This window comes from Desulfosarcina sp. BuS5 (genome assembly GCF_028752835.1).
Taxonomy (GTDB): domain Bacteria; phylum Desulfobacterota; class Desulfobacteria; order Desulfobacterales; family BuS5; genus BuS5.
The window spans coordinates 1017937-1037183 of the sequence record NZ_CP087952.1; the positions used below are offsets into that span (position 1 = coordinate 1017937).

The following is a 19247-nucleotide window of genomic DNA, read 5'->3' on the forward strand; positions in this document are numbered from 1 at the left end:
TCAATCTGTTTCAGTTCTGCTAAGAAACTTTCCTACCAGTATGGCAATCAGAATGGTCAAATAAAGCTGGCCTGTAATGGCAATAATAAGCGCGACGGATTTCGCAAAAGCTGAAACAGGTGTGACATCACCATATCCTAACGTTGTCAGGGTAACAAAGCTTAAGTATATAAAATCATGAAACCCCCGGGCAGTCCCCCCGGCAAAATTAATCGCCCCTGTATCCGTATGATAAAGAAATTTTTGCAGTATTTCCGTCATGGCCAGGAGCACCGCTCCTAATATTCCTATAAGCAGATACCCGTTGATTGAATTGATTATAATGGTTAGATTGACATTTTTGCTTTTAGCGATATGCCTGACCATAAATACGACAATAAACAGGTTAAAACAAAAAAATGAGAAGAAAAAGACTAAATCCAATACCTGATTCGTGAAAAAAAGATCAAGCCAGTTTAAAGATATGGTAACTATTCCGGAGGCGATCAGGATTTTTTGAGCTCTTTTAACAAAATTCAGAGAAAAAGTGCCGAATAACACTATGGACGTAAAAAGCAGGTGTTTCATCAGCACCCTGTATAAAGATAATACGGGAAAGAAAAGGATGAAAATCAGCAGGCAAATTAATAAAATTATATTGTTTCTGGTCAGCTGATTTTGCTTCATATAACTAACCCGGTTAAACCGAAAAAGCGGCGAAAGTTTTCCCTGGTGTTTTTCGTTAAAGTAATTTGATACAGGCTATCCATCCTTCCATACATATTTTTTTGAGCGAGCCCTTTATTACCATTCCGGCCATCGCCACCACAGTTTGTTTTCATCGGCCGGTGGTGTTTCCAGCTTTGTGGGCGTCAGCAAATTTCCCCAGTTTGTTCGATTTTGCATCTTTTCCAGGGTTTCCCCAGGAACAAAATCCCTTCCTTCACGAATCTGCCAGCCCCCCCCAAGAGCTTTAAACATGGCAATAAAATTCAGTGCAACAGATCCCCTGGTTTCAGTCAGGAGGTTTTGCTCATGCGTCTGAAATCGTAGACTATCCAATACCCGCTGATAGTCTACCAGCCCTTCCCGGTACTGAATCATGGAAATATCAACCGAACGTGTAGCTGCTTTTACGCTTTCTGATAAAAATTTTACCTCATCCTGTGACCGCAAAAAGGCCACCATGGCGTCTTCCTCGTGCCAAGATAAATCCGAATCGTTGGGATAAGACACAAGGTCTTTGAAACTCGATATTGTTACCAAGTGGGTGCTCGGGAAACGGTTTGTTTCCTTCATCTCTGCAGGGCTTGCTCTGGCATTGATGTTAAGATAGTCCCACCTGACTAAAGACTAACCAGCAGGTCAGTAGCGAAGTCCACAGGTAAACCCGGTAACGGGAGTCTGGAGCTGGACGGAGCAAGATTGCAGGCTCTGTATTGAGCCCCGAAAAATGTATGGTTGTGGTCATTGTGATAATCCTGCTTGCAGGAAAAAGCCGACGCTTTGGAGACAGCGGAAGGCAGCAGTCCTGAATATGCTAAGGCAAGTATTCAGGACACCACCGGGGTCTTAGACCAGGGCATGTACTCAAAGGGGTAGCTCGGGAACTTGGGAGACCCGGATGTTTCCTTGGGTAAAAAGAACGGTAACAGGAAATCCAGCGCAAGCGAAATCCCGGCGTTGCATAGGAATGTCCCGCCTTGCAACGAGTCTGCCATTGGCAGAAACACAAACATTAAAAGATGGGCGATACAAGGTATCAGGGGAGGATAGCGAAGAGCGAACGAACCTGAGATAAACATTCGGAAGTCTTAGCAGATCATAGTACCGATGATTAAGAATTGAACTATCTTGATCGGAAAGGTGGGGAAGTGATGCCCAAGCGACCCACTGCAGGGAAGGTGAAGCAGGGTATAACGTTTTTTTGGCAGGAATTATGGGAGATACACAGATGTCACAAACCATATCAACAAAAAGCCGAGAAATTGCAAGAACGGTCGCTTGCAATTCCAGACCGATAGAATGGGGACAACCACCGGTGTTAACAGGTGGGTCATCCCTTATCAAAATCGAGCTGCTTGCTCAAAGTAATCCTGAACTGGTATTTACATCAGTAGTCCATCGGATAGACTTTGATTTACTGAAACAATCCTTTCGTAAAATTCGGAAAAGCAAATCTGCAGGAGTGGACAAGGTTACGGCAAAGGAGTATGCCGAAAATCTTGATCAAAACCTCTATAATCTGTATGAACGACTGCGGAGAGGACAGTACGTTGCGTCTCCTGTAAAGCGTATCTGGATAGACAAGGAAGGAGGGAAAAAGCGTCCAATTGGCATACCTGTACTTGAGGATAAAATTGTCCAGAAAGCAGCAGCAGCCATATTGAATGTCATATTTGACAGGAATTTTTACAATTTTTCCCATGCATTCAGAAAAGGTCGGAGCCAACACATGGCAATCAAAGATTTACGTGAGCAATGCTTGAAGCAGAATATCAGCTGGATAGTAAGCGCAGATATTACAGGACTATTTGACAATATTAATCACGAGTTACTTAAAGACATGATACGTCGGAGAGTAAGTGACGGCGGAATGATTCGCCTGATAGGGAAGTGGTTGAATGCAGGCGTAATGGAGGAAGGCAACCTGACGTACTCTGAAACGGGCACTCCACAGGGAGGAGTAATTTCCCCTGTGCTCAGTAATATCTTTCTTCATTATGTTTTAGATGACTGGTACGTGAAAGAAGTGATCCCCCGGATGAAAGGGAGATGCTCCATCATACGCTGGGCGGATGATTTCATCCTCGGGTTCGAGTATGAAAAAGACGCATTGCGTGTCATGGATGTATTACCCAGGCGGTTCGAACAGTTCGAGCTGTCACTTCACCCGGAAAAGACAAAACTGATTCGATTTTCCAAACGCATTAGCGGAAAGGGAAACGGGACGTTTGATTTTTTAGGGTTTACATTTTACTGGTCAAAATCATTAAAAGGGTACATGGTAATAAAGAAAAAGACGGCAAGAAAGCGTTCAAGCCGTTTTATGAAGAGAATATGGATATGGTGCAAGGATAACCGTCATAAGCCAATGGCCGAGCAGTATGAGATTCTTTGCAGTAAACTGCGAGGTTTTTACCAGTACTTTGGAGTAATAAGTAACTACAAAGTGCTGGAAGTTGTGTTTGAATATACTGAGAAAGCATGGCGTCGATGGTTAAGCCGAAGAAGTCACAAGGGCGAAGTAATGTTCGAGGACTTGCGCACAACATACCCACTGCCATTACCCAGAATAGTCCATAATATTTGATGCCGTAAGGGCTGCAAAGTTATACGCCAAACGGGGTGTCGCCTGTTTGGTTGATAATCCGGTAAAAAGGATTTGAACCGAGGAACCGTATGAGGGAAATCTTCACGTACGGGTCTGTAGGGGGGGCGTCGGGTAACCGATGCTCCTACCTGGAACTTCCTGAGCCGCCCTGAGCACTGTATTCTGATAATTGACAATCAGTTGTTGGAATCGGGCATCCTGAACACGAACACGGTTCTTGATGCGTCCGTAGTTGAAAATGTTCCAGGTAAAAGCAGGGCCGCCGAAGAATTCGATGCTGTCGGAATCCCAGAGGTCACCGAATGAGCTGCCTCCGGGAAAGCCTGCTGCCGTTATGTCTGAATCGCTCGACCGTAACCCAATGGAGCCAAAAAGAGAAAAATGGGGATAAAGCTCTGCCTTTGCAACTCCGATCAGGGCGCTCTGGGCGGCGAGCTGACGTTCTGCAAGGCGTATATCCGGACGCCGGCGCAGCAACTCCGACGGAACCCCCACTCTTACCTTGGAAGGTACTGCGGGAATCAGCTTTGGCGCTTCCAATACATCCTTTAGTTCACCGGGAAATATCCCAAGCAGAATAGCGAGTCCGTTCTTGCCCTGGCGCAGGCCGGCTTGTATCCGGGGAATCGTAGCCTGAGTATCTTTCAGCAGAGCTATGGCCTGTTGTACGTCCAGTCCGGTGATCTCTCCTTCTTTGAAACGCGTTTCCGCGATGTGAAGGGACTGTTCCTGAATTTTTACGTTCGCTCTTGCAATCGCCAGACGCACCTCTTGCGTACGAATAAAGATGTAAGTACGGGCCACTTCAGCAGTGAGGGTAACCAGGATGTCATCATAGCTTGCGATTGAAGCCTCCAGTTTACCCATGTCGGATTCAACGGCACGGCGGAATTTACCCCAGAAGTCCAGTTCCCAGGCAGCGTCAAAACCTAAATCAATATTACTATAATGAAAGTCGGCGCCAGGCTGGGAATTCGCAGTATTTTTGCTCACGTCTGTGTAGGTGTAGTTCCCCTTAACCCCCTGCGATTGGGGATAGAGATTCCCGGTAGCGATACCTAAGCGGGCACGGGCTTCCAGGATCCTTATTCCTGCAATTCTAAGGGGAAGGTTCTGCTGAAAAGCCATATCAACAAGAGTATTGAGAACAGGATCATTAAAGACCGTCCACCATCGCCCACAATCCGCCGACTCACTCTTGATGGCAGGATCCTTTTCATCAATCCATTTCTGATGTTCCGGTGTTTCGGGCCTGATATAATCCGGCCCAACCGCGCATCCGGTAAGCAGCAGCACAAAACTTATAACTGGTCCAAAAATGAGACAGCATTTTTTCATTTTATCGTTCCTTCTTTCCTTAACAGCAGTTAGCTTTTAGCCTTTAGCTTAAAAAATCAAACAGATAAGATATTCAGCTAAGAGCTAATGGCTAATGGCTTTTTCACAAATCTTTACATAGATAAATAAGCTGAAACTATTGCCGGCATTAAAAAAAATACTTTTCGGACAGGCACTACTTAGCCGGCGCTTCAACACGGAAAAGCAGGGAATAAAGCGCCGGAACATAGTTAAGTGTAAACATACTGCCGATGCCCAGACCGAAGAACATGATGCATGCCATGCCGTAAAAGAGCGGATCATGATTGATGATCAGCGGCGAGAAACCCAGCATGGTTGTTGAAACCGAAAGCAGAATCGGTCTGAAGCGGCTGACTGCTGAATTGACCACCGCATCATAGGGTGTCTGCCCGTTACGCCGGTTTTCTTCAATTTTATCGATCATCACGATACCGTTGTTCACGATAGATCCGGCCAGGGCCAGAAACCCGAGGATGACCATAAATCCAAAGTCGGCCTGCATCAGCAGCAGACCGACGACTGATCCTATAAGGACCAGCGGCATCGTCAGAATAATGATTGCTGCCCGCCGGATGGAGTTAAACTGCCATACCAGCAAAAACAGAATGCCTCCAAAACACGGCAGCATCCATTTCGACAGGTTCTGCATGGCCGTGCCGGAGGATTCCAGTTCACCGCCCATTTCCCAGTAGTGGTTTTTCGGAAATTTGATCTTGTCCAGGGTCGGCTTAAGGGCTGCAAAAAGCTCGGAAGCCTTCAGCACCTGGTTCTTGGCGCTGATGGTTATGGTGCGCTCCTGATTGTAGCGCTTGATACGGTCCAGCTCACCTTTGAAGTACAGATCGGCAATCTGGTTGAGCGGCACGTTACCGCCGGATGACGAATAGATGCCAAGGGTGCGCAGGCTGTCAGGGGAATTCCGTTCAGCCTTGACACCGCGTCCTACGATGGGGATCTGGACATTTCCCTGATGGTAATCGGTGGCCGTCGAACCGTCGATAAAAAATTTCAGGGTATTGGCCACACCCTGCGATGTCACTTCGGCGCGGCGGGCGCGTGCCTGATCAACATCAATTATGGCCGTAAACACCCGGTTGTTCCAATCCTGCATAATATCCTGGGTGCCGGGTATCTTTCTAAGCGCGGCCATCAATTGCTCGGCCTGCTCCTGCAACACCTCTATGTTGGGACCGTTTAGCCGTATTTCCATCAGGCCTGTTTCGGTGCCTCCCAGCCACATGGACTTAACCCTTCCGCGCACATTGGGGAAATTATTTTCCAGGTATAGGTTCGTACGCTTGACAAGTTCAGGCACCTGCTTGTCTGTCTCGGTATTGACGATTAAAAATGCGGCGAACGGATCCGGATCCATCGGCGACAGTGAAAGGAAAAAACGCGGCCCGCCGTTTCCTACATAGCCGATTGTTCCGGTGATTTCCGGGTTTTCCTTTTTATCCTGCAGCCAGGCGCTAAGTTCCCTCACGGTCCTGTCGGTCTCCTCGATGCGAGTTCCGGCGGGAAGGTCAAGATAAATCAAATACTGGTTTCTGTCCCCGGACGGAAAAAAGGCCTGTGGTATAAATGTAAACGCATATACTGCAACGGCAAATATAGCGGCTGTTACGGCCAGCACCAGGAGGCGGTGGCGCAGGGAGAATTGCAGGATCTTGCGATAGATCTGATAAAATTTGCCCTGGTACGGATCACTGGCCTGATGTTTATCGCCGCCGCCGGCCGGTTTTATCTTCAAAAACCAGTAGCACATGCTCGTGGAAGAAAACATGGAGAAAAACCATGACCCCATCAGCAGAATAATCATCACCGACCCCAGCGAGGAAGTGTAGTCACCCGTTGAACCAACCTGAAGGAGAATCGGACCAAAGGCGAAAATAGTCGTGAGCGTGCTGGTCAGCAGGGGCACCGCAAGCGAGTTGCCGGTCTTTAAAACCGCATCCTTGCGCGCCATTCCGCTTTCCATATTCACCTTAATATCATCGGATACCACAATGGCGTTATCCACAAACATGCCCAATGCAATAATCATTGTGGCCAGGGACATCCGTTCCATATCGATACCCAGCATGTACATCACCAAAAGCCCGAAAAGCATTACAATGGGAATGAATGATCCGACAATCAAACCGGTTCTAAACCCCAGCAGCAGCATAACCACCACCAGGACAATGATCACACTTTCTATCACATTAATGACCATGCCACTGACGGATTTTTTAATAAGTTCGGGCTGGTAGGTGGCAAAATCAAGCTTGTAGCCCCAGGGCAGTGACTGTTCTATTTCCTTGACATTTTTTGTCAACCGGTCACCGAATTCTACGGCATCGACACCTCTGACGAGAAAGACACTTAGAACAATGGCCTGATGGCCATTATAGTAGGCGGGGTTGTAGATCGGCTCTACGTATGCCTTCCTGATTGTTGCGATGTTGCGCAGCGGAATCGTCGCCTGGGTTCCGGAAACCGGGATGAGAACGTCTCCTATCTCCTTTATGGACATGAATCTGCCCAGGGTCTCAATGACAAATTCCACATTGTTGATGCCCATTTTGCCACCGGGCAAAAGAATGTTTTGTTCCCGCAGGCTTTTGCCGATGTCTGCTGCCCTGATTCCCAGTTGTGTAATCTTTGCGTTTGACACTTCGATATAGATACGTTCATCCTGCACACCGGTCATATCGACTTTCATGATACCCTTCATCAGGTTTAGGCGCTCTCTTATTTCACGGGCGACTTCATACATTTCCGCCATGCTGAATCCGTCGCTCCAAAGCGCGATGGTTGCCACCGACGTATCGCCGAAAGTATCGTTAACCATTGGCCCTATGGTTCCGTCAGGCAGTTCGGACTCAACATCATGCATTCTGTTGCGCAACAGTTTCCATGTAGCCGGAAGGTCTTCTGAGGGTATTTCATCTTTGATGCTTACATGGATCAGGCATTCGCCGACTTTGGATGTGGCATTTTTGATATCATCCACTTCTCCCATGCTCCGGATTTTTTCTTCAATGGGACGGGTAATCAGGCGCTCTACCTGCTCCACCGGCATACCTGGATATTTTGCGGCCACCACCGCTTCGCGAATCGTAATGAGGGGGTCTTCAAGTTTCGGAAGGTTTATAAACGCATATATGCCCCCGACAATTACCAGTAATATGGTCATTATGACGGTTCGAGAATTATTCAGTGCAAATCCGGTAATACCTTTCATTTTCTGTTCCTTTTGTTACATGGATGATGAAGATTATGTCAACATTTCACCCTGAATGGATCGGAATTTCCCATTACTGTTTCATAAGTTTGACTTTCAATCCGTCCGCTAAAAAACTCACGCCGGCCACGGCAATAATCTCTCCGGCCGCAAGGCCCTCGCTCACGATTGCTTTGCCATGCTGTGTGCCACGGACACTGATTAGAGTTTTTTTGACCGTAGATGTCCTGGGGTCATACACAAAGATATTCCCACGCCTCACATCCGGGGTAGGAAGAATAGCCTGGAGCGGAACCAGGTAGCCGATCTGCTGCTCCCTCTCCTTTAGGAAAAGATTTGCTTCAGCGGTCATGCCGGGCCTAACTTGATTCATTGGATCGATCAGTCCCACCTTGACCGGAAAAGCGTTGGCTTTTACAGCGGCGGAACCGATATAGGAAATCCGGCCTTTTACAGATTGACCGGGCAGCGTGGGAAAGGTAACCGTTGTCGGCGTATCCAGATGTATTTGCTGGATCATGGTCTCCGGAACAGCAAGATGCACTTCCAATGCCCCTTTGGCATCAATCTCGAATACTTTCTGTCCAACGTTTCTTTCCTCGTGCGGCTCCACGGATCGCCACGCGATATAACCATCGTACGGCGATATCAGCATGGTCTTACGTAGATTCCGTTTGGCAAGCTTCAGCTTTGCAATCTGATAATTCACCTGACTTAGAGCGGCGCTGTAATTATACTTTGCTCTCTCCAGCTTGCTCTCGGATCCCGCGCCCTGTCGGTAAACTCTCTCCTGGCGGTCGTATTCCTCCTTTGTATTAACAACCTTGGCCTTAGCCTTTACAAGTTCAGCCTGGGCAGCGTTTACGTCCAGCCGGTAGGGTTCTTTATCAAGCACTGCCAGCAATTGTCCTTTCCTGACGTAATCTCCAATATCAACATTTACAGACTCAACCTTTCCGCTGACCTCAAAACTCAGCGAGGAAGAATCGGTTGCCCTGACAATTCCGGACAACTTGGATATCTGGCCGGTGGCCGTTTCGGTAACGGTGATGGTCTTAATTGCTCGAATCTCTTCAACGATTTCAGGCTTTTCATTGCATGCCGCTATTAAAATCAAACCGAATAACGGCCATAATAGTTTAAAACCCTGTTTCATCATGTTGTACCTCCATAGAACAATATGTTGTATCGTTGCGTAATGAAATTGCATTGTAAAGAAGCCAAAAAAATATTTGCCGGATAGGATCGAGCGATATAAATAACACAAGCATGCAAGCAGAACCACCAGACATGTTTGACCTGAAACAGTTTCAAGAACAAAAAAAGAAGATGCTATGGGCATTACAGAATTGGTTTCCAAGTTGGGAAAATTAGTATGGTATTATAACATAGGCACTCTGCCATATCCAATAAGGTTTAATTTTGAGGTCTCGTAAAAAGCTGGTTTATGCGGCGAAGCCGCATAAACCAGCTTTTTACGAGACCATCAATTTTAAGGTCCATGAAAAACTATTCATAGTTATTTATGTCTATATGTCTACTGGCGTACTGGCAAAGGTATTGTACTGAAAGTATTTATAGACTTATAATCAAATTGTAAATGATTATTTTTCTGAAATTGCCCTGCGAAAATGATTGACAAATTTTTGCATATGCATCATGCTGCAAACTATGTTGGTATTAGGTCGGAATCTAACCGTGATAGAGGATCTCCCAAGCAACAATTGTGAAACAACCTTCTGAAATTTATGGTAAAATATTTTTTATTTGAGCACACCGAAAGACAAAGTAATAATGGCTTTGAAAATTATTTTGGTCAAAATTAATCTTTCAGATATTTCTTTCGTGCTTGATGTCAAATAAGGAATTCGTCTTGATTGGTTCTCTCAAGCATTGAATTAAGCTGAAGCAATAACAACACGACTCTGTCCTATGGTAGGGAATTTTTAAGGTATTTGTTGGCTTGCTTTAAAAAAAAAGTTTTGAAAGGGGGTGATGTAATGAAGCGACTTGCAATCTTGACTTCTATTATAATAATGATGATGACCATTGGCTGCGCAAGCTACTACAGGATCACCGATCCAGCCACTGGAAAGGACTATTATACGGAAACAGTGGAACGTAAAGGGGGGGCGTCACATTCAAAGACGTCAATACTAGTGAAACTGTCACTTTGCAGTCCTCAGAGGTTCTTGAGATTTCCAAGGACCAATTCAAGGCAAAAGTAGGGACAAAGTAGCGCCACCTGGTTGCCAGAATGGACGCTTGGCGTGTAGAAAGCAGCATATCACCAGACCTCTGGAGGACGGTATAGGGACGGTATAGGGACGCCTATGATATTATGCGTTTTAACCCTATCAACTCAAATCTGTTTTCTTTTTCAATTTTTTCACCTCTTATGGATGAACGACTTACCGCTGATTGGCATATATTCAGCTTTTTTCCAATTTCAATGGTTGTCATGCCGAGCTTTCGATGAGCCCAAAAACATAAAAGACTTCGCGCTTTAACTGTTGGCGGTGATTTCCCGAAAGCCGTTACCTGCTCAATCTCCATGCCCATCACTTCGGCAACCCGCTGTACTACCCGATTGAAATCATAACCTTTGGCTCTTAATTCATATTTCTGCTCAAATTCTTCTTCGGCGGCCTTTAAAACATTTTCAACAAAATCACTGTCACCTAAAATGCGTTCATCTCCCTTAACACGTATGCCTGCTTTGCGAAAATCTTTGAGAACCGACCAGCCGCCTATACTCCTTAATAATCCACCACCGGTAAGATCCGACCGTTTACCTGCGCTTATACCTTTTGCAATAAACGCTCGATACCCTTTTATTGCCAATCTTTTTTTGCCGGAAAACAGTTTATAAACATAATCGATATTCTGCCATTCCTCACTGGCTTTATTCATCAGAACACTGTGACCGCACCACTTATATTTATCCAGGCTTTTCATATCTTCCACAAGACCCGCCCTCAACGGGTTTAAGTGGATATAACGCACCAATTCCTTTAGATATATATCTTCCTGGCATAAAATCGACTTGTACCTGTTTTGAAAAAGTTGACCGTGGCGAGAGTATTTCTTATTGAACCATACCGCGTATCCGGTGAGCAAACGACTCATTAACACAGAAACCGGAATCAATCCGGTTTTTAATAATAAGTGGACGTGGTTTGGCATCAAGACCCATGCAAAGCACTCGGTTTGTGTTTCAGGAATCAAATTATTGAGCCGATTTAAAAAGTTTTTCCGATCATAATCTGATCTGAAAATTTTCTTGCGTTCTATCCCCCTGACAATTATATGATGCAGTGCTCCAGGTGCATCTATTCTCGCTTTTCGTGCCATGTTTAAGATGTATCATATAATGATTTCCAAGTAAAGCATAATATCATAGACGTCCCCTATGCTCCCCCTTGATAGGTTCCCGCTCACGCTCCACCTATCAAGGACGTTGGAGCCGACTGCGATTCTCAGCACTGGCTGAAAAAAAAATGCCTTTTTCAGCCAGTGCCTGCGATTCTCGCGGCTCAACAGCCGCGTTCGCTACCGTCATTCATTACTTTTTGAATAGCTCAGAATGGGAACCAGTTCTTTCTAAATGCAAATCATCGGCTGTGATTCGATAGATGAAGATCCAGTCTGGTTCAATGTAGCAATCGCGGTGGCCTTTCCAGTTTCCAGATAATTGGTGATCTTTATACTTTGGTTCCAACAATTGACCTGTAACCAATTTTTCGATGACAGTCCTTAATTTAGCAAGATTTTTATTTTGTTTTTTGATCCTTTTATAGTCTTTTTTAAATTGAGTTGTGTAATGTAGGTTCAACTATCAAGCTCCTGAAATAATTCATCAACAGAGTCAACTTTATGAAGTTCATTCCCATTTTCAGCGTCTCTAAGTGTTTTAGCTGTAACCTCATTCGGAATCTTTATTTCAAAAGGAATTCCTTTATGTAACGTTATTTGTGAAAGGTACATTGAGATAGCCTCTGACATTGATATATTTAATGTTTTCAATATCATTTTGGCATTTTGTTTTATCTCGGGATCTACACGGGTTTGAATTATTGCTGTTTTTGCCATAGCTTTTTCCTATTTATGAGACTATATGTGTTAACATTATCATTACAATAAATATACATCTTATTTTCAAGATTTCAAGAACTTTTTTATTGCATTGTAATATCAAAAGCTTGAAGCGAACAATTTCATGAACTCCGACCGGGAACTCGGTGCGGCCAATTTCAATAGCTACGTTTGAGTTAAACGTGCCTTTAGCGGCTGCCTTTTTAGTTCCCGGCGGGTTATATCGACGTTGTAAACCTTATCGCAGGCTTAATTTTGAGTTTTATTTTTCACTGTCTGTTTTGTTAACAGCCGTTGCCGGCATTTGCCGGTTATTGCTTTTGCCGGCATTTTTTGTTGCTTTTTTGAACGTCAGCCTCGGCAAGCATTTTATAAGTTTCACTGTTTCAGCACTTGGCGACATCTCGCCTTGCTTTTTGCGGCTTTTTTGGTAAAGTCAGCATCGCATCAACAATCATTGTTGCAGAATGCAGCAAACAGCGGTTTACGCTTTGGCAACCGTTGTTTTTTATTTTCATTATTCCAGCATCCGGTTGCATCTCGTCTCGCTTTCTGTGACTATTTCTCAAGGCGTTGCTTATTGTTTTAACTGGTTATGCTGCAAGCGCCGGCAAACAACGGTGAGTTCGCCAACTTTGTATTATTTGCAAGCGTTTAATTACGCTTTCTCAAATCCGGCTGCTTTACAAAAAGCAGGTCGTCGTATCCGGTAGGGGTTTACAACAAAACACTTCTCGTGCCAAGATAAATCCGAATCGTTGGGATAAGACACAAGGTCTTTGAAACTCGATATTGTTATCAAGTGGGTGCTCGGGAAACGGTTTGTTTCCTTCATTTCTGCAGGGCTTGCTCTGGCATTGATGTTAAGATAGTCCCACCTGACTAAAGACTAACCAGCAGGTCAGTAGCGAAGTCCACAGGTAAACCCGGTAACGGGAGTCTGGAGCTGGACGGAGCAAGATTGCAGGCTCTGTATTGAGCCCCGAAAAATGTATGGTTGTGGTCATTGTGATAATCCTGCTTGCAGGAAAAAGCCGACGCTTTGGAGACAGCGGAAGGCAGCAGTCCTGAATATGCTAAGGCAAGTATTCAGGACACCACCGGGGTCTTAGACCAGGGCATGTACTCAAAGGGGTAGCTCGGGAACTTGGGAGACCCGGATGTTTCCTTGGGTAAAAAGAACGGTAACAGGAAATCCAGCGCAAGCGAAATCCCGGCGTTGCATAGGAATGTCCCGCCTTGCAACGAGTCTGCCATTGGCAGAAACACAAACATTAAAAGACGGGCGATACAAGGTATCAGGGGAGGATAGCGAAGAGCGAACGAACCTGAGATAAACATTCGGAAGTCTTAGCAGATCATAGTACCGATGATTAAGAATTGAACTATCTTGATCGGAAAGGTGGGGAAGTGATGCCCAAGCGACCCACTGCAGGGAAGGTGAAGCAGGGTATAACGTTTTTTTTGGCAGGAATTATGGGAGATACACAGAGGTTACAAACCATATCAACAAAAAACCGAGAAATTGCAAGAACGGTCGCTTGCAATTCCAGACCGATAGAATGGGGACAACCACCGGTGTTAACAGGTGGGTCATCCCTTATCAAAATCGAGCTACTTGCTCAAAATAATCATGAACTGGTATTTACATCAGTAGTCCATCGGATAGACTTTGATTTACTGAAACAATCCTTTCGTAAAATTCGGAAAAGCGAATCTGCAGGAGTGGACAAGGTTACGGCAAAGGAGTATGCCGAAAATCTTGATCAAAACCTCTATAATCTGTATGAACGACTGCGGAGAGGACAGTACGTTGCGTCTCCTGTAAAGCGTATCTGGATAGACAAGGAAGGAGGGGAAAAGCGTCCAATTGGCATACCTGTACTTGAGGATAAAATTGTCCAGAAAGCAGCAGCAGCCATATTGAATGTCATATTTGACAGGAATTTTTACAATTTTTCCCATGCATTCAGAAAAGGTCGGAGCCAACACATGGCAATCAAAGATTTACGTGAGCAATGCTTGAAGCAGAATATCAGCTGGATAGTAAGCGCAGATATTACAGGACTATTTGACAATATTAATCACGAGTTACTTAAAGACATGATACGTCGGAGAGTAAGTGACGGCGGAATGATTCGCCTGATAGGGAAGTGGTTGAATGCAGGCGTAATGGAGGAAGGCAACCTGACGTACTCTGAAACGGGCACTCCACAGGGAGGAGTAATTTCCCCTGTGCTCAGTAATATCTTTCTTCATTCAGTAGTGTCCGGTTAGGTTTTTGCATGTTATATGGGATAAAAAAATTAGAAAAATGTTCATTTTTTACTTGACAAACCAAATAAAAATTTTTTATCGTTTTGTTATAAAATTATAATTATAACAAGGAGTTAAGACAAAAATGGACATATTCAATATCCCAAAAAAGAATTTTAATCCCCAATCTCATGCTCGATTTCTCAAACCTTTGCAAAAGATTTTTCCTGACACGCCACAGCTTAAATCCCGAGGTCACAGGCCATTGAAAATGACTTTTGAAGATCAGCTTCACGCACTGATATTTTTCCATCTACAAGAACATGAATCAGCTCGTGATCTTATTCAACACCTTAAAGAAGACGATTTTGCCAAAGAATGTGTCGCTCCAGATGGAGGGATCAGTCGTAGCAGTTTTTCCGAAATTATCAATTCTCGAGGGCTTGAACAGCTTGAATATGTTTTTCAAGCTCTTTGCAGCCAGGCACAAAATGCTTTACCATCAAATTATTCAGATCTCGGTGAACTCGTTTCCATTGATGGATCTTTAATTGATGCAGTTCTGTCCATGTACTGGGCTGATTACAGAAAAGGCGCTAAAAAAGCAAAAGGCCATTTCGGCTTTGATGTCAATCGCAAGATTCCTATAAAAATTCATCTGACAAATGGAAATGGCGCTGAACGCCCCTTTGTCAGGTCTATCCTTACAAAAGGCCAAACAGGAATCATGGATCGGGGGTATCAATCACATAAGGATTTTGATCTTCTTCAGGATGAAAAAAAACATTTTGTTTGCCGCATCAAAGCGAAAACAACAAGAACTATTATCAAAGAGCAGCCTGTTGATCCCGACAGCTATATTTTTTATGATGCTGTGGTTCTTCTTGGCACTCCTGGGGTAAACCAGACCAGAAAGCCGGTTCGACTGGTTGGTTATAAAATTGCCGGTGTCAAATATTTTGTGGCAACTGATCGTTATGACCTTACAGCCGAGCAGGTTGCAACCGTTTATAAGCTTAGATGGGATATCGAAACTTTTTTCAAATGGTGGAAGAAACATTTAAAAGTGTACCACTTGATTGCTCACAGTAGATATGGCCTGATGGTTCAAATCCTTGCGGGGTTAATAACCTACCTGCTTATGGCCATATACTGCCATGAACAGTTTAATGAACCTGTATCAATAAAGAGGATTCGTCAGCTTAGAAATACCATCCAGAACGAATTACGTACTGACGAAAAAAACGTATGGTCTAATAATCTGATTATCAAAGAGCAAATGCTATATGCAAAAACTTAACCGGACACTACTGTTCTTCATTATGTTTTAGATGACTGGTACGTGAAAGAAGTGATCCCCCGGATGAAAGGGAGATGCTCCATCATACGCTGGGCGGATGATTTCATCCTCGGGTTCGAGTATGAAAAAGACGCATTGCGTGTCATGGATGTATTACCCAGGCGGTTCGAACAGTTCGAGCTGTCACTTCACCCGGAAAAGACAAAACTGATTCGATTTTCCAAACGCATTAGCGGAAAGGGAAACGGGACGTTTGATTTTTTAGGGTTTACATTTTACTGGTCAAAATCATTAAAAGGGTACATGGTAATAAAGAAAAAGACGGCAAGAAAGCGTTCAAGCCGTTTTATGAAGAGAATATGGATATGGTGCAAGGATAACCGTCATAAGCCAATGGCCGAGCAGTATGAGATTCTTTGCAGTAAACTGCGAGGTTTTTACCAGTACTTTGGAGTAATAAGTAACTACAAAGTGCTGGAAGTTGTGTTTGAATATACTGAGAAAGCATGGCGTCGATGGTTAAGCCGAAGAAGTCACAAGGGCGAAGTAATGTTCGAGGACTTGCGCACAACATACCCACTGCCATTACCCAGAATAGTCCATAATATTTGATGCCGTAAGGGCTGCAAAGTTATACGCCAAACGGGGTGTCGCCTGTTTGGTTGATAATCCGGTAAAAAGGATTTGAACCGAGGAACCGTATGAGGGAAATCTTCACGTACGGGTCTGTAGGGGGGGCGTCGGGTAACCGATGCTCCTACCTGGAACGCTGACCCCAAGCACGATGGCGTTTTATTAAAAATTATTAATTAAAACCAGCTTCATACCTATTAAGGGTGTTGCAAAGATTGCTATTATCGGTAGTTAAAACAAATAGTTACGCCATAATGGAAAAATGGGGTTTTTCTGGGTTAACTAATTGATTTTATTATCAAAGTTTTTTTACTTTGCAACACCCTTCTATTATGAAATCTGATTGCTCTACCTGCTTGGGGCATGTGAGCTTGGTCGTTGGACAAATATAAAATGAAATCTAAAAAGCTCCTTATCTTTATTATTCTGTCATGGTTGCTATTAATTACAGCATCCTTTTTGTGGAGTTACACAAGCGCAAGGAATGAGCAAAAAAACATTGCCTTTCAGACCGCAAGAAGTTTTTTTGAGCACATTGTGATAACCCGCCTCTGGAATGCGCGTCACGGTGGTTTGTATGCCCCGATTACCGAAAAAACATTACCAAACCCATACCTTGATGTACCGATGAGGGATATTCCGGTAAATGACAATTTGACTCTGACAAAGATAAATCCTGCGTTTATGACCAGACAGATTTCTGAAATTGCCAAAGAACTTGATGGCGTCAGTAGTGTCCGGTTAAGTTTTTGCATATAGCATTTGCTCTTTGATAATCAGATTATTAGACCATACGTTTTTTTCGTCAGTACGTAATTCGTTCTGGATGGTATTTCTAAGCTGACGAATCCTCTTTATTGATACAGGTTCATTAAACTGTTCATGGCAGTATATGGCCATAAGCAGGTAGGTTATTAACCCCGCAAGGATTTGAACCATCAGGCCATATCTACTGTGAGCAATCAAGTGGTACACTTTTAAATGTTTCTTCCACCATTTGAAAAAAGTTTCGATATCCCATCTAAGCTTATAAACGGTTGCAACCTGCTCGGCTGTAAGATCATAACGATCAGTTGCCACAAAATATTTGACACCGGCAATTTTATAACCAACCAGTCGAACCGGCTTTCTGGTCTGGTTTACCCCAGGAGTGCCAAGAAGAACCACAGCATCATAAAAAATATAGCTGTCGGGATCAACAGGCTGCTCTTTGATAATAGTTCTTGTTGTTTTCGCTTTGATGCGGCAAACAAAATGTTTTTTTTCATCCTGAAGAAGATCAAAATCCTTATGTGATTGATACCCCCGATCCATGATTCCTGTTTGGCCTTTTGTAAGGATAGACCTGACAAAGGGGCGTTCAGCGCCATTTCCATTTGTCAGATGAATTTTTATAGGAATCTTGCGATTGACATCAAAGCCGAAATGGCCTTTTGCTTTTTTAGCGCCTTTTCTGTAATCAGCCCAGTACATGGACAGAACTGCATCAATTAAAGATCCATCAATGGAAACGAGTTCACCGAGATCTGAATAATTTGATGGTAAAGCATTTTGTGCCTGGCTGCAAAGAGCTTGAAAAACATATTCAAGCTGTTCAAGCCCTCGAGAATTGATAATTTCGGAAAAACTGCTACGACTGATCCCTCCATCTGGAGCGACACATTCTTTGGCAAAATCGTCTTCTTTAAGGTGTTGAATAAGATCACGAGCTGATTCATGTTCTTGTAGATGGAAAAATATCAGTGCGTGAAGCTGATCTTCAAAAGTCATTTTCAATGGCCTGTGACCTCGGGATTTAAGCTGTGGCGTGTCAGGAAAAATCTTTTGCAAAGGTTTGAGAAATCGAGCATGAGATTGGGGATTAAAATTCTTTTTTGGGATATTGAATATGTCCATTTTTGTCTTAACTCCTTGTTATAATTATATTTTATAACAAAACGATAAAAAATTTTTATTTGGTTTGTCAAGTAAAAAATGAACATTTTTCTAATTTTTTTATCCCATATAACATGCAAAAACCTAACCGGACACTACTGTGATGGCGTACAATTTCATATTACCAGTCTCAAGCCTATTCGTCCGCAAAACAAGCCGATTGCAAGAGAAAAACAATTTTTAAGAAAATTTGAACAAGGTGTAAAAGAAAAAGGAGTGTTTATCCAAAAAGGAGGGAAAATATACTATTTTTATATGGGTCCTTTAATAACTAAAAAGGCTTGTTTGAAATGTCATGCCGGGCAGGGATACAAGGAAGGGGATATCAGAGGTGGTATCAGTGTAACAGTACCTTTCGTTATGAACATCCCACTCTTACCTCTGTTGATTGGGCATATTTCCATAGCTTTTATAGGTATACTGGGCATCATCATTGCGGAAAAAAAAATAACTCAAGCTTATGAAACAATACAAAAACAGGCTGTAATTGATGCTTTGACAGGGATTCCGAATCGTAGAAGTTTTTCTGAAACTTTATTAAAAGAAATTGGGCGCAGCCATAGAAATCAGAACCCCTTATCCGTTATAATGTGCGATATAGATAATTTTAAAATTTATAATGATACTTATGGTCATATCAAAGGAGACATGTGTTTACAAAAAGTAGCTCAAGCGATAAAAGCATGTATCAAAAGATCCAGTGATTTCTGTGCTCGCTATGGCGGTGAAGAATTTGTTGTTTTACTGCCCAACACACCTCTTGATGACGCAATTTTTGTTGCGGAGATGATACGGTCAGATATTGAAAAAATGAAAATTTTGAGCAAGAATTCCTTGCCGGCAGGAATTGTAACCTTGAGCCTGGGTGTATCAAGCACGGAAGGGAACACCGTGTTTGAGCCTGAAACTATAATCAAGAATGCTGATACGGCACTGTACAAGGCCAAAGAACAAGGTCGAAATCAAGTCCAATCTTTTAGAGAAATTACATGATCTTGTCCAACAATCACATGCACTCGGACAGCAAAAAGCGCCGCTCGTTCCTCGCTCTACTTTTTGCTGCCGGTGATGTTAAACGTTATGGTTTCATCGGTGCTTAGGTATTTATCGAAATAATCAGCTCAATTTAA

16 protein-coding genes are annotated in these 19247 nt (G+C 43.6%); 6 read left to right on the forward strand and 10 right to left on the reverse strand.

Annotated features, from left to right (window positions below):
* Entirely contained in the window at window positions 1–666 is a 666-nt protein-coding gene (locus tag BuS5_RS05025) for a potassium channel family protein (RefSeq protein ID WP_027355096.1), read from the reverse strand.
* A 117-nt stretch (window positions 667–783) separates the two neighbouring features.
* A complete protein-coding gene (locus BuS5_RS05030) occupies window positions 784–1278 on the reverse strand; it encodes a TolC family protein (protein WP_274428065.1) in 495 nt (164 codons plus the stop codon).
* A 640-nt stretch (window positions 1279–1918) separates the two neighbouring features.
* On the opposite strand from BuS5_RS05030, the gene ltrA reads away from it, so the two are divergent.
* Window positions 1919–3292, forward strand: coding sequence for a group II intron reverse transcriptase/maturase (gene ltrA, locus BuS5_RS05035; protein ID WP_036019348.1), 1374 nt, complete (start codon window positions 1919–1921; stop codon window positions 3290–3292).
* A 102-nt stretch (window positions 3293–3394) separates the two neighbouring features.
* On the opposite strand, the gene BuS5_RS05040 is transcribed toward ltrA, so the two are convergent.
* From BuS5_RS05040 to BuS5_RS05070, 7 genes are all read right to left on the reverse strand, one after another.
* Window positions 3395–4651 carry an efflux transporter outer membrane subunit gene (locus BuS5_RS05040; protein WP_051375146.1) on the reverse strand — a complete coding sequence of 419 codons (1257 nt, stop codon included), beginning with the start codon at window positions 4649–4651 and terminating at the stop codon, window positions 3395–3397.
* 175 nt (window positions 4652–4826) lie between these two features.
* Window positions 4827–7898 carry an efflux RND transporter permease subunit gene (locus BuS5_RS05045; RefSeq protein WP_035266414.1) on the reverse strand — a complete coding sequence of 1024 codons (3072 nt, stop codon included), beginning with the start codon at window positions 7896–7898 and terminating at the stop codon, window positions 4827–4829.
* A 73-nt stretch (window positions 7899–7971) separates the two neighbouring features.
* On the reverse strand, window positions 7972–9057 hold the full coding sequence (locus BuS5_RS05050) for an efflux RND transporter periplasmic adaptor subunit (RefSeq protein WP_027354909.1): 1086 nt from the start codon (window positions 9055–9057) through the stop codon (window positions 7972–7974).
* 1172 nt (window positions 9058–10229) lie between these two features.
* Window positions 10230–11252: a transposase gene (locus BuS5_RS05055; protein WP_274428066.1), complete on the reverse strand. Its 1023-nt coding sequence runs from the start codon at window positions 11250–11252 to the stop codon at window positions 10230–10232.
* Between the two features lie 211 nt (window positions 11253–11463).
* Window positions 11464–11733, reverse strand: coding sequence for a type II toxin-antitoxin system YafQ family toxin (locus tag BuS5_RS05060; protein WP_274428067.1), 270 nt, complete (start codon window positions 11731–11733; stop codon window positions 11464–11466).
* A complete protein-coding gene (locus BuS5_RS05065) occupies window positions 11730–11990 on the reverse strand; it encodes a type II toxin-antitoxin system RelB/DinJ family antitoxin (RefSeq protein WP_274428068.1) in 261 nt (86 codons plus the stop codon). Before BuS5_RS05065 ends, BuS5_RS05060 begins: the two co-directional genes overlap by 4 nt.
* 265 nt (window positions 11991–12255) lie before the next feature.
* The gene (locus BuS5_RS05070; RefSeq protein ID WP_274428062.1) at window positions 12256–12396 is read right to left on the reverse strand and encodes a hypothetical protein; all 141 of its coding nucleotides are present in this window, start codon (window positions 12394–12396) and stop codon (window positions 12256–12258) included.
* 1073 nt (window positions 12397–13469) lie between these two features.
* On the opposite strand from BuS5_RS05070, the gene BuS5_RS05075 reads away from it, so the two are divergent.
* From BuS5_RS05075 to BuS5_RS05090, 4 genes are all read left to right on the forward strand, one after another.
* Window positions 13470–14270, forward strand: a complete 801-nt coding sequence (locus BuS5_RS05075; RefSeq protein WP_274428069.1) for a reverse transcriptase domain-containing protein — start codon at window positions 13470–13472, stop codon at window positions 14268–14270.
* A gap of 124 nt (window positions 14271–14394) precedes the next feature.
* Window positions 14395–15549, forward strand: coding sequence for an IS4 family transposase (locus BuS5_RS05080; protein WP_036019371.1), 1155 nt, complete (start codon window positions 14395–14397; stop codon window positions 15547–15549).
* 42 nt (window positions 15550–15591) lie between these two features.
* Complete coding sequence (locus BuS5_RS05085) at window positions 15592–16161, forward strand: reverse transcriptase domain-containing protein (protein ID WP_274428070.1); 570 nt, start codon at window positions 15592–15594, stop codon at window positions 16159–16161.
* Window positions 16162–16575: 414 nt separating this feature from the next.
* Window positions 16576–16941 (forward strand): hypothetical protein, encoded by a 366-nt coding sequence (locus tag BuS5_RS05090; RefSeq protein WP_274428071.1) that lies wholly within the window; start codon window positions 16576–16578, stop codon window positions 16939–16941.
* On the opposite strand, the gene BuS5_RS05095 is transcribed toward BuS5_RS05090, so the two are convergent.
* Entirely contained in the window at window positions 16924–18078 is a 1155-nt protein-coding gene (locus BuS5_RS05095; RefSeq protein ID WP_036019371.1) for an IS4 family transposase, read from the reverse strand. The genes BuS5_RS05090 and BuS5_RS05095 overlap by 18 nt on opposite strands.
* Window positions 18079–18156: 78 nt before the next feature.
* On the opposite strand from BuS5_RS05095, the gene BuS5_RS05100 reads away from it, so the two are divergent.
* On the forward strand, window positions 18157–19110 hold the full coding sequence (locus BuS5_RS05100) for a diguanylate cyclase (protein ID WP_051375277.1): 954 nt from the start codon (window positions 18157–18159) through the stop codon (window positions 19108–19110).
* The last annotated feature ends 137 nt before the right edge of the window (window positions 19111–19247 follow it).

Coding starts and splice junctions, on each gene's coding strand:
- BuS5_RS05025 (WP_027355096.1), bottom strand. CDS start 666: ATGAAGCAAAATCAGCTGACCAGAAACAATATAATTTTATTAATTTGC.
- BuS5_RS05030 (WP_274428065.1), bottom strand. CDS start 1,278: ATGAAGGAAACAAACCGTTTCCCGAGCACCCACTTGGTAACAATATCG.
- ltrA (WP_036019348.1), top strand. CDS start 1,919: ATGGGAGATACACAGATGTCACAAACCATATCAACAAAAAGCCGAGAA.
- BuS5_RS05040 (WP_051375146.1), bottom strand. CDS start 4,651: ATGAAAAAATGCTGTCTCATTTTTGGACCAGTTATAAGTTTTGTGCTG.
- BuS5_RS05045 (WP_035266414.1), bottom strand. CDS start 7,898: ATGAAAGGTATTACCGGATTTGCACTGAATAATTCTCGAACCGTCATA.
- BuS5_RS05050 (WP_027354909.1), bottom strand. CDS start 9,057: ATGATGAAACAGGGTTTTAAACTATTATGGCCGTTATTCGGTTTGATT.
- BuS5_RS05055 (WP_274428066.1), bottom strand. CDS start 11,252: ATGGCACGAAAAGCGAGAATAGATGCACCTGGAGCACTGCATCATATA.
- BuS5_RS05065 (WP_274428068.1), bottom strand. CDS start 11,990: ATGGCAAAAACAGCAATAATTCAAACCCGTGTAGATCCCGAGATAAAA.
- BuS5_RS05070 (WP_274428062.1), bottom strand. CDS start 12,396: ATGTCGCCAAGTGCTGAAACAGTGAAACTTATAAAATGCTTGCCGAGG.
- BuS5_RS05075 (WP_274428069.1), top strand. CDS start 13,470: ATGGGAGATACACAGAGGTTACAAACCATATCAACAAAAAACCGAGAA.
- BuS5_RS05080 (WP_036019371.1), top strand. CDS start 14,395: ATGGACATATTCAATATCCCAAAAAAGAATTTTAATCCCCAATCTCAT.
- BuS5_RS05090 (WP_274428071.1), top strand. CDS start 16,576: ATGAAATCTAAAAAGCTCCTTATCTTTATTATTCTGTCATGGTTGCTA.
- BuS5_RS05095 (WP_036019371.1), bottom strand. CDS start 18,078: ATGGACATATTCAATATCCCAAAAAAGAATTTTAATCCCCAATCTCAT.
- BuS5_RS05100 (WP_051375277.1), top strand. CDS start 18,157: ATGAACATTTTTCTAATTTTTTTATCCCATATAACATGCAAAAACCTA.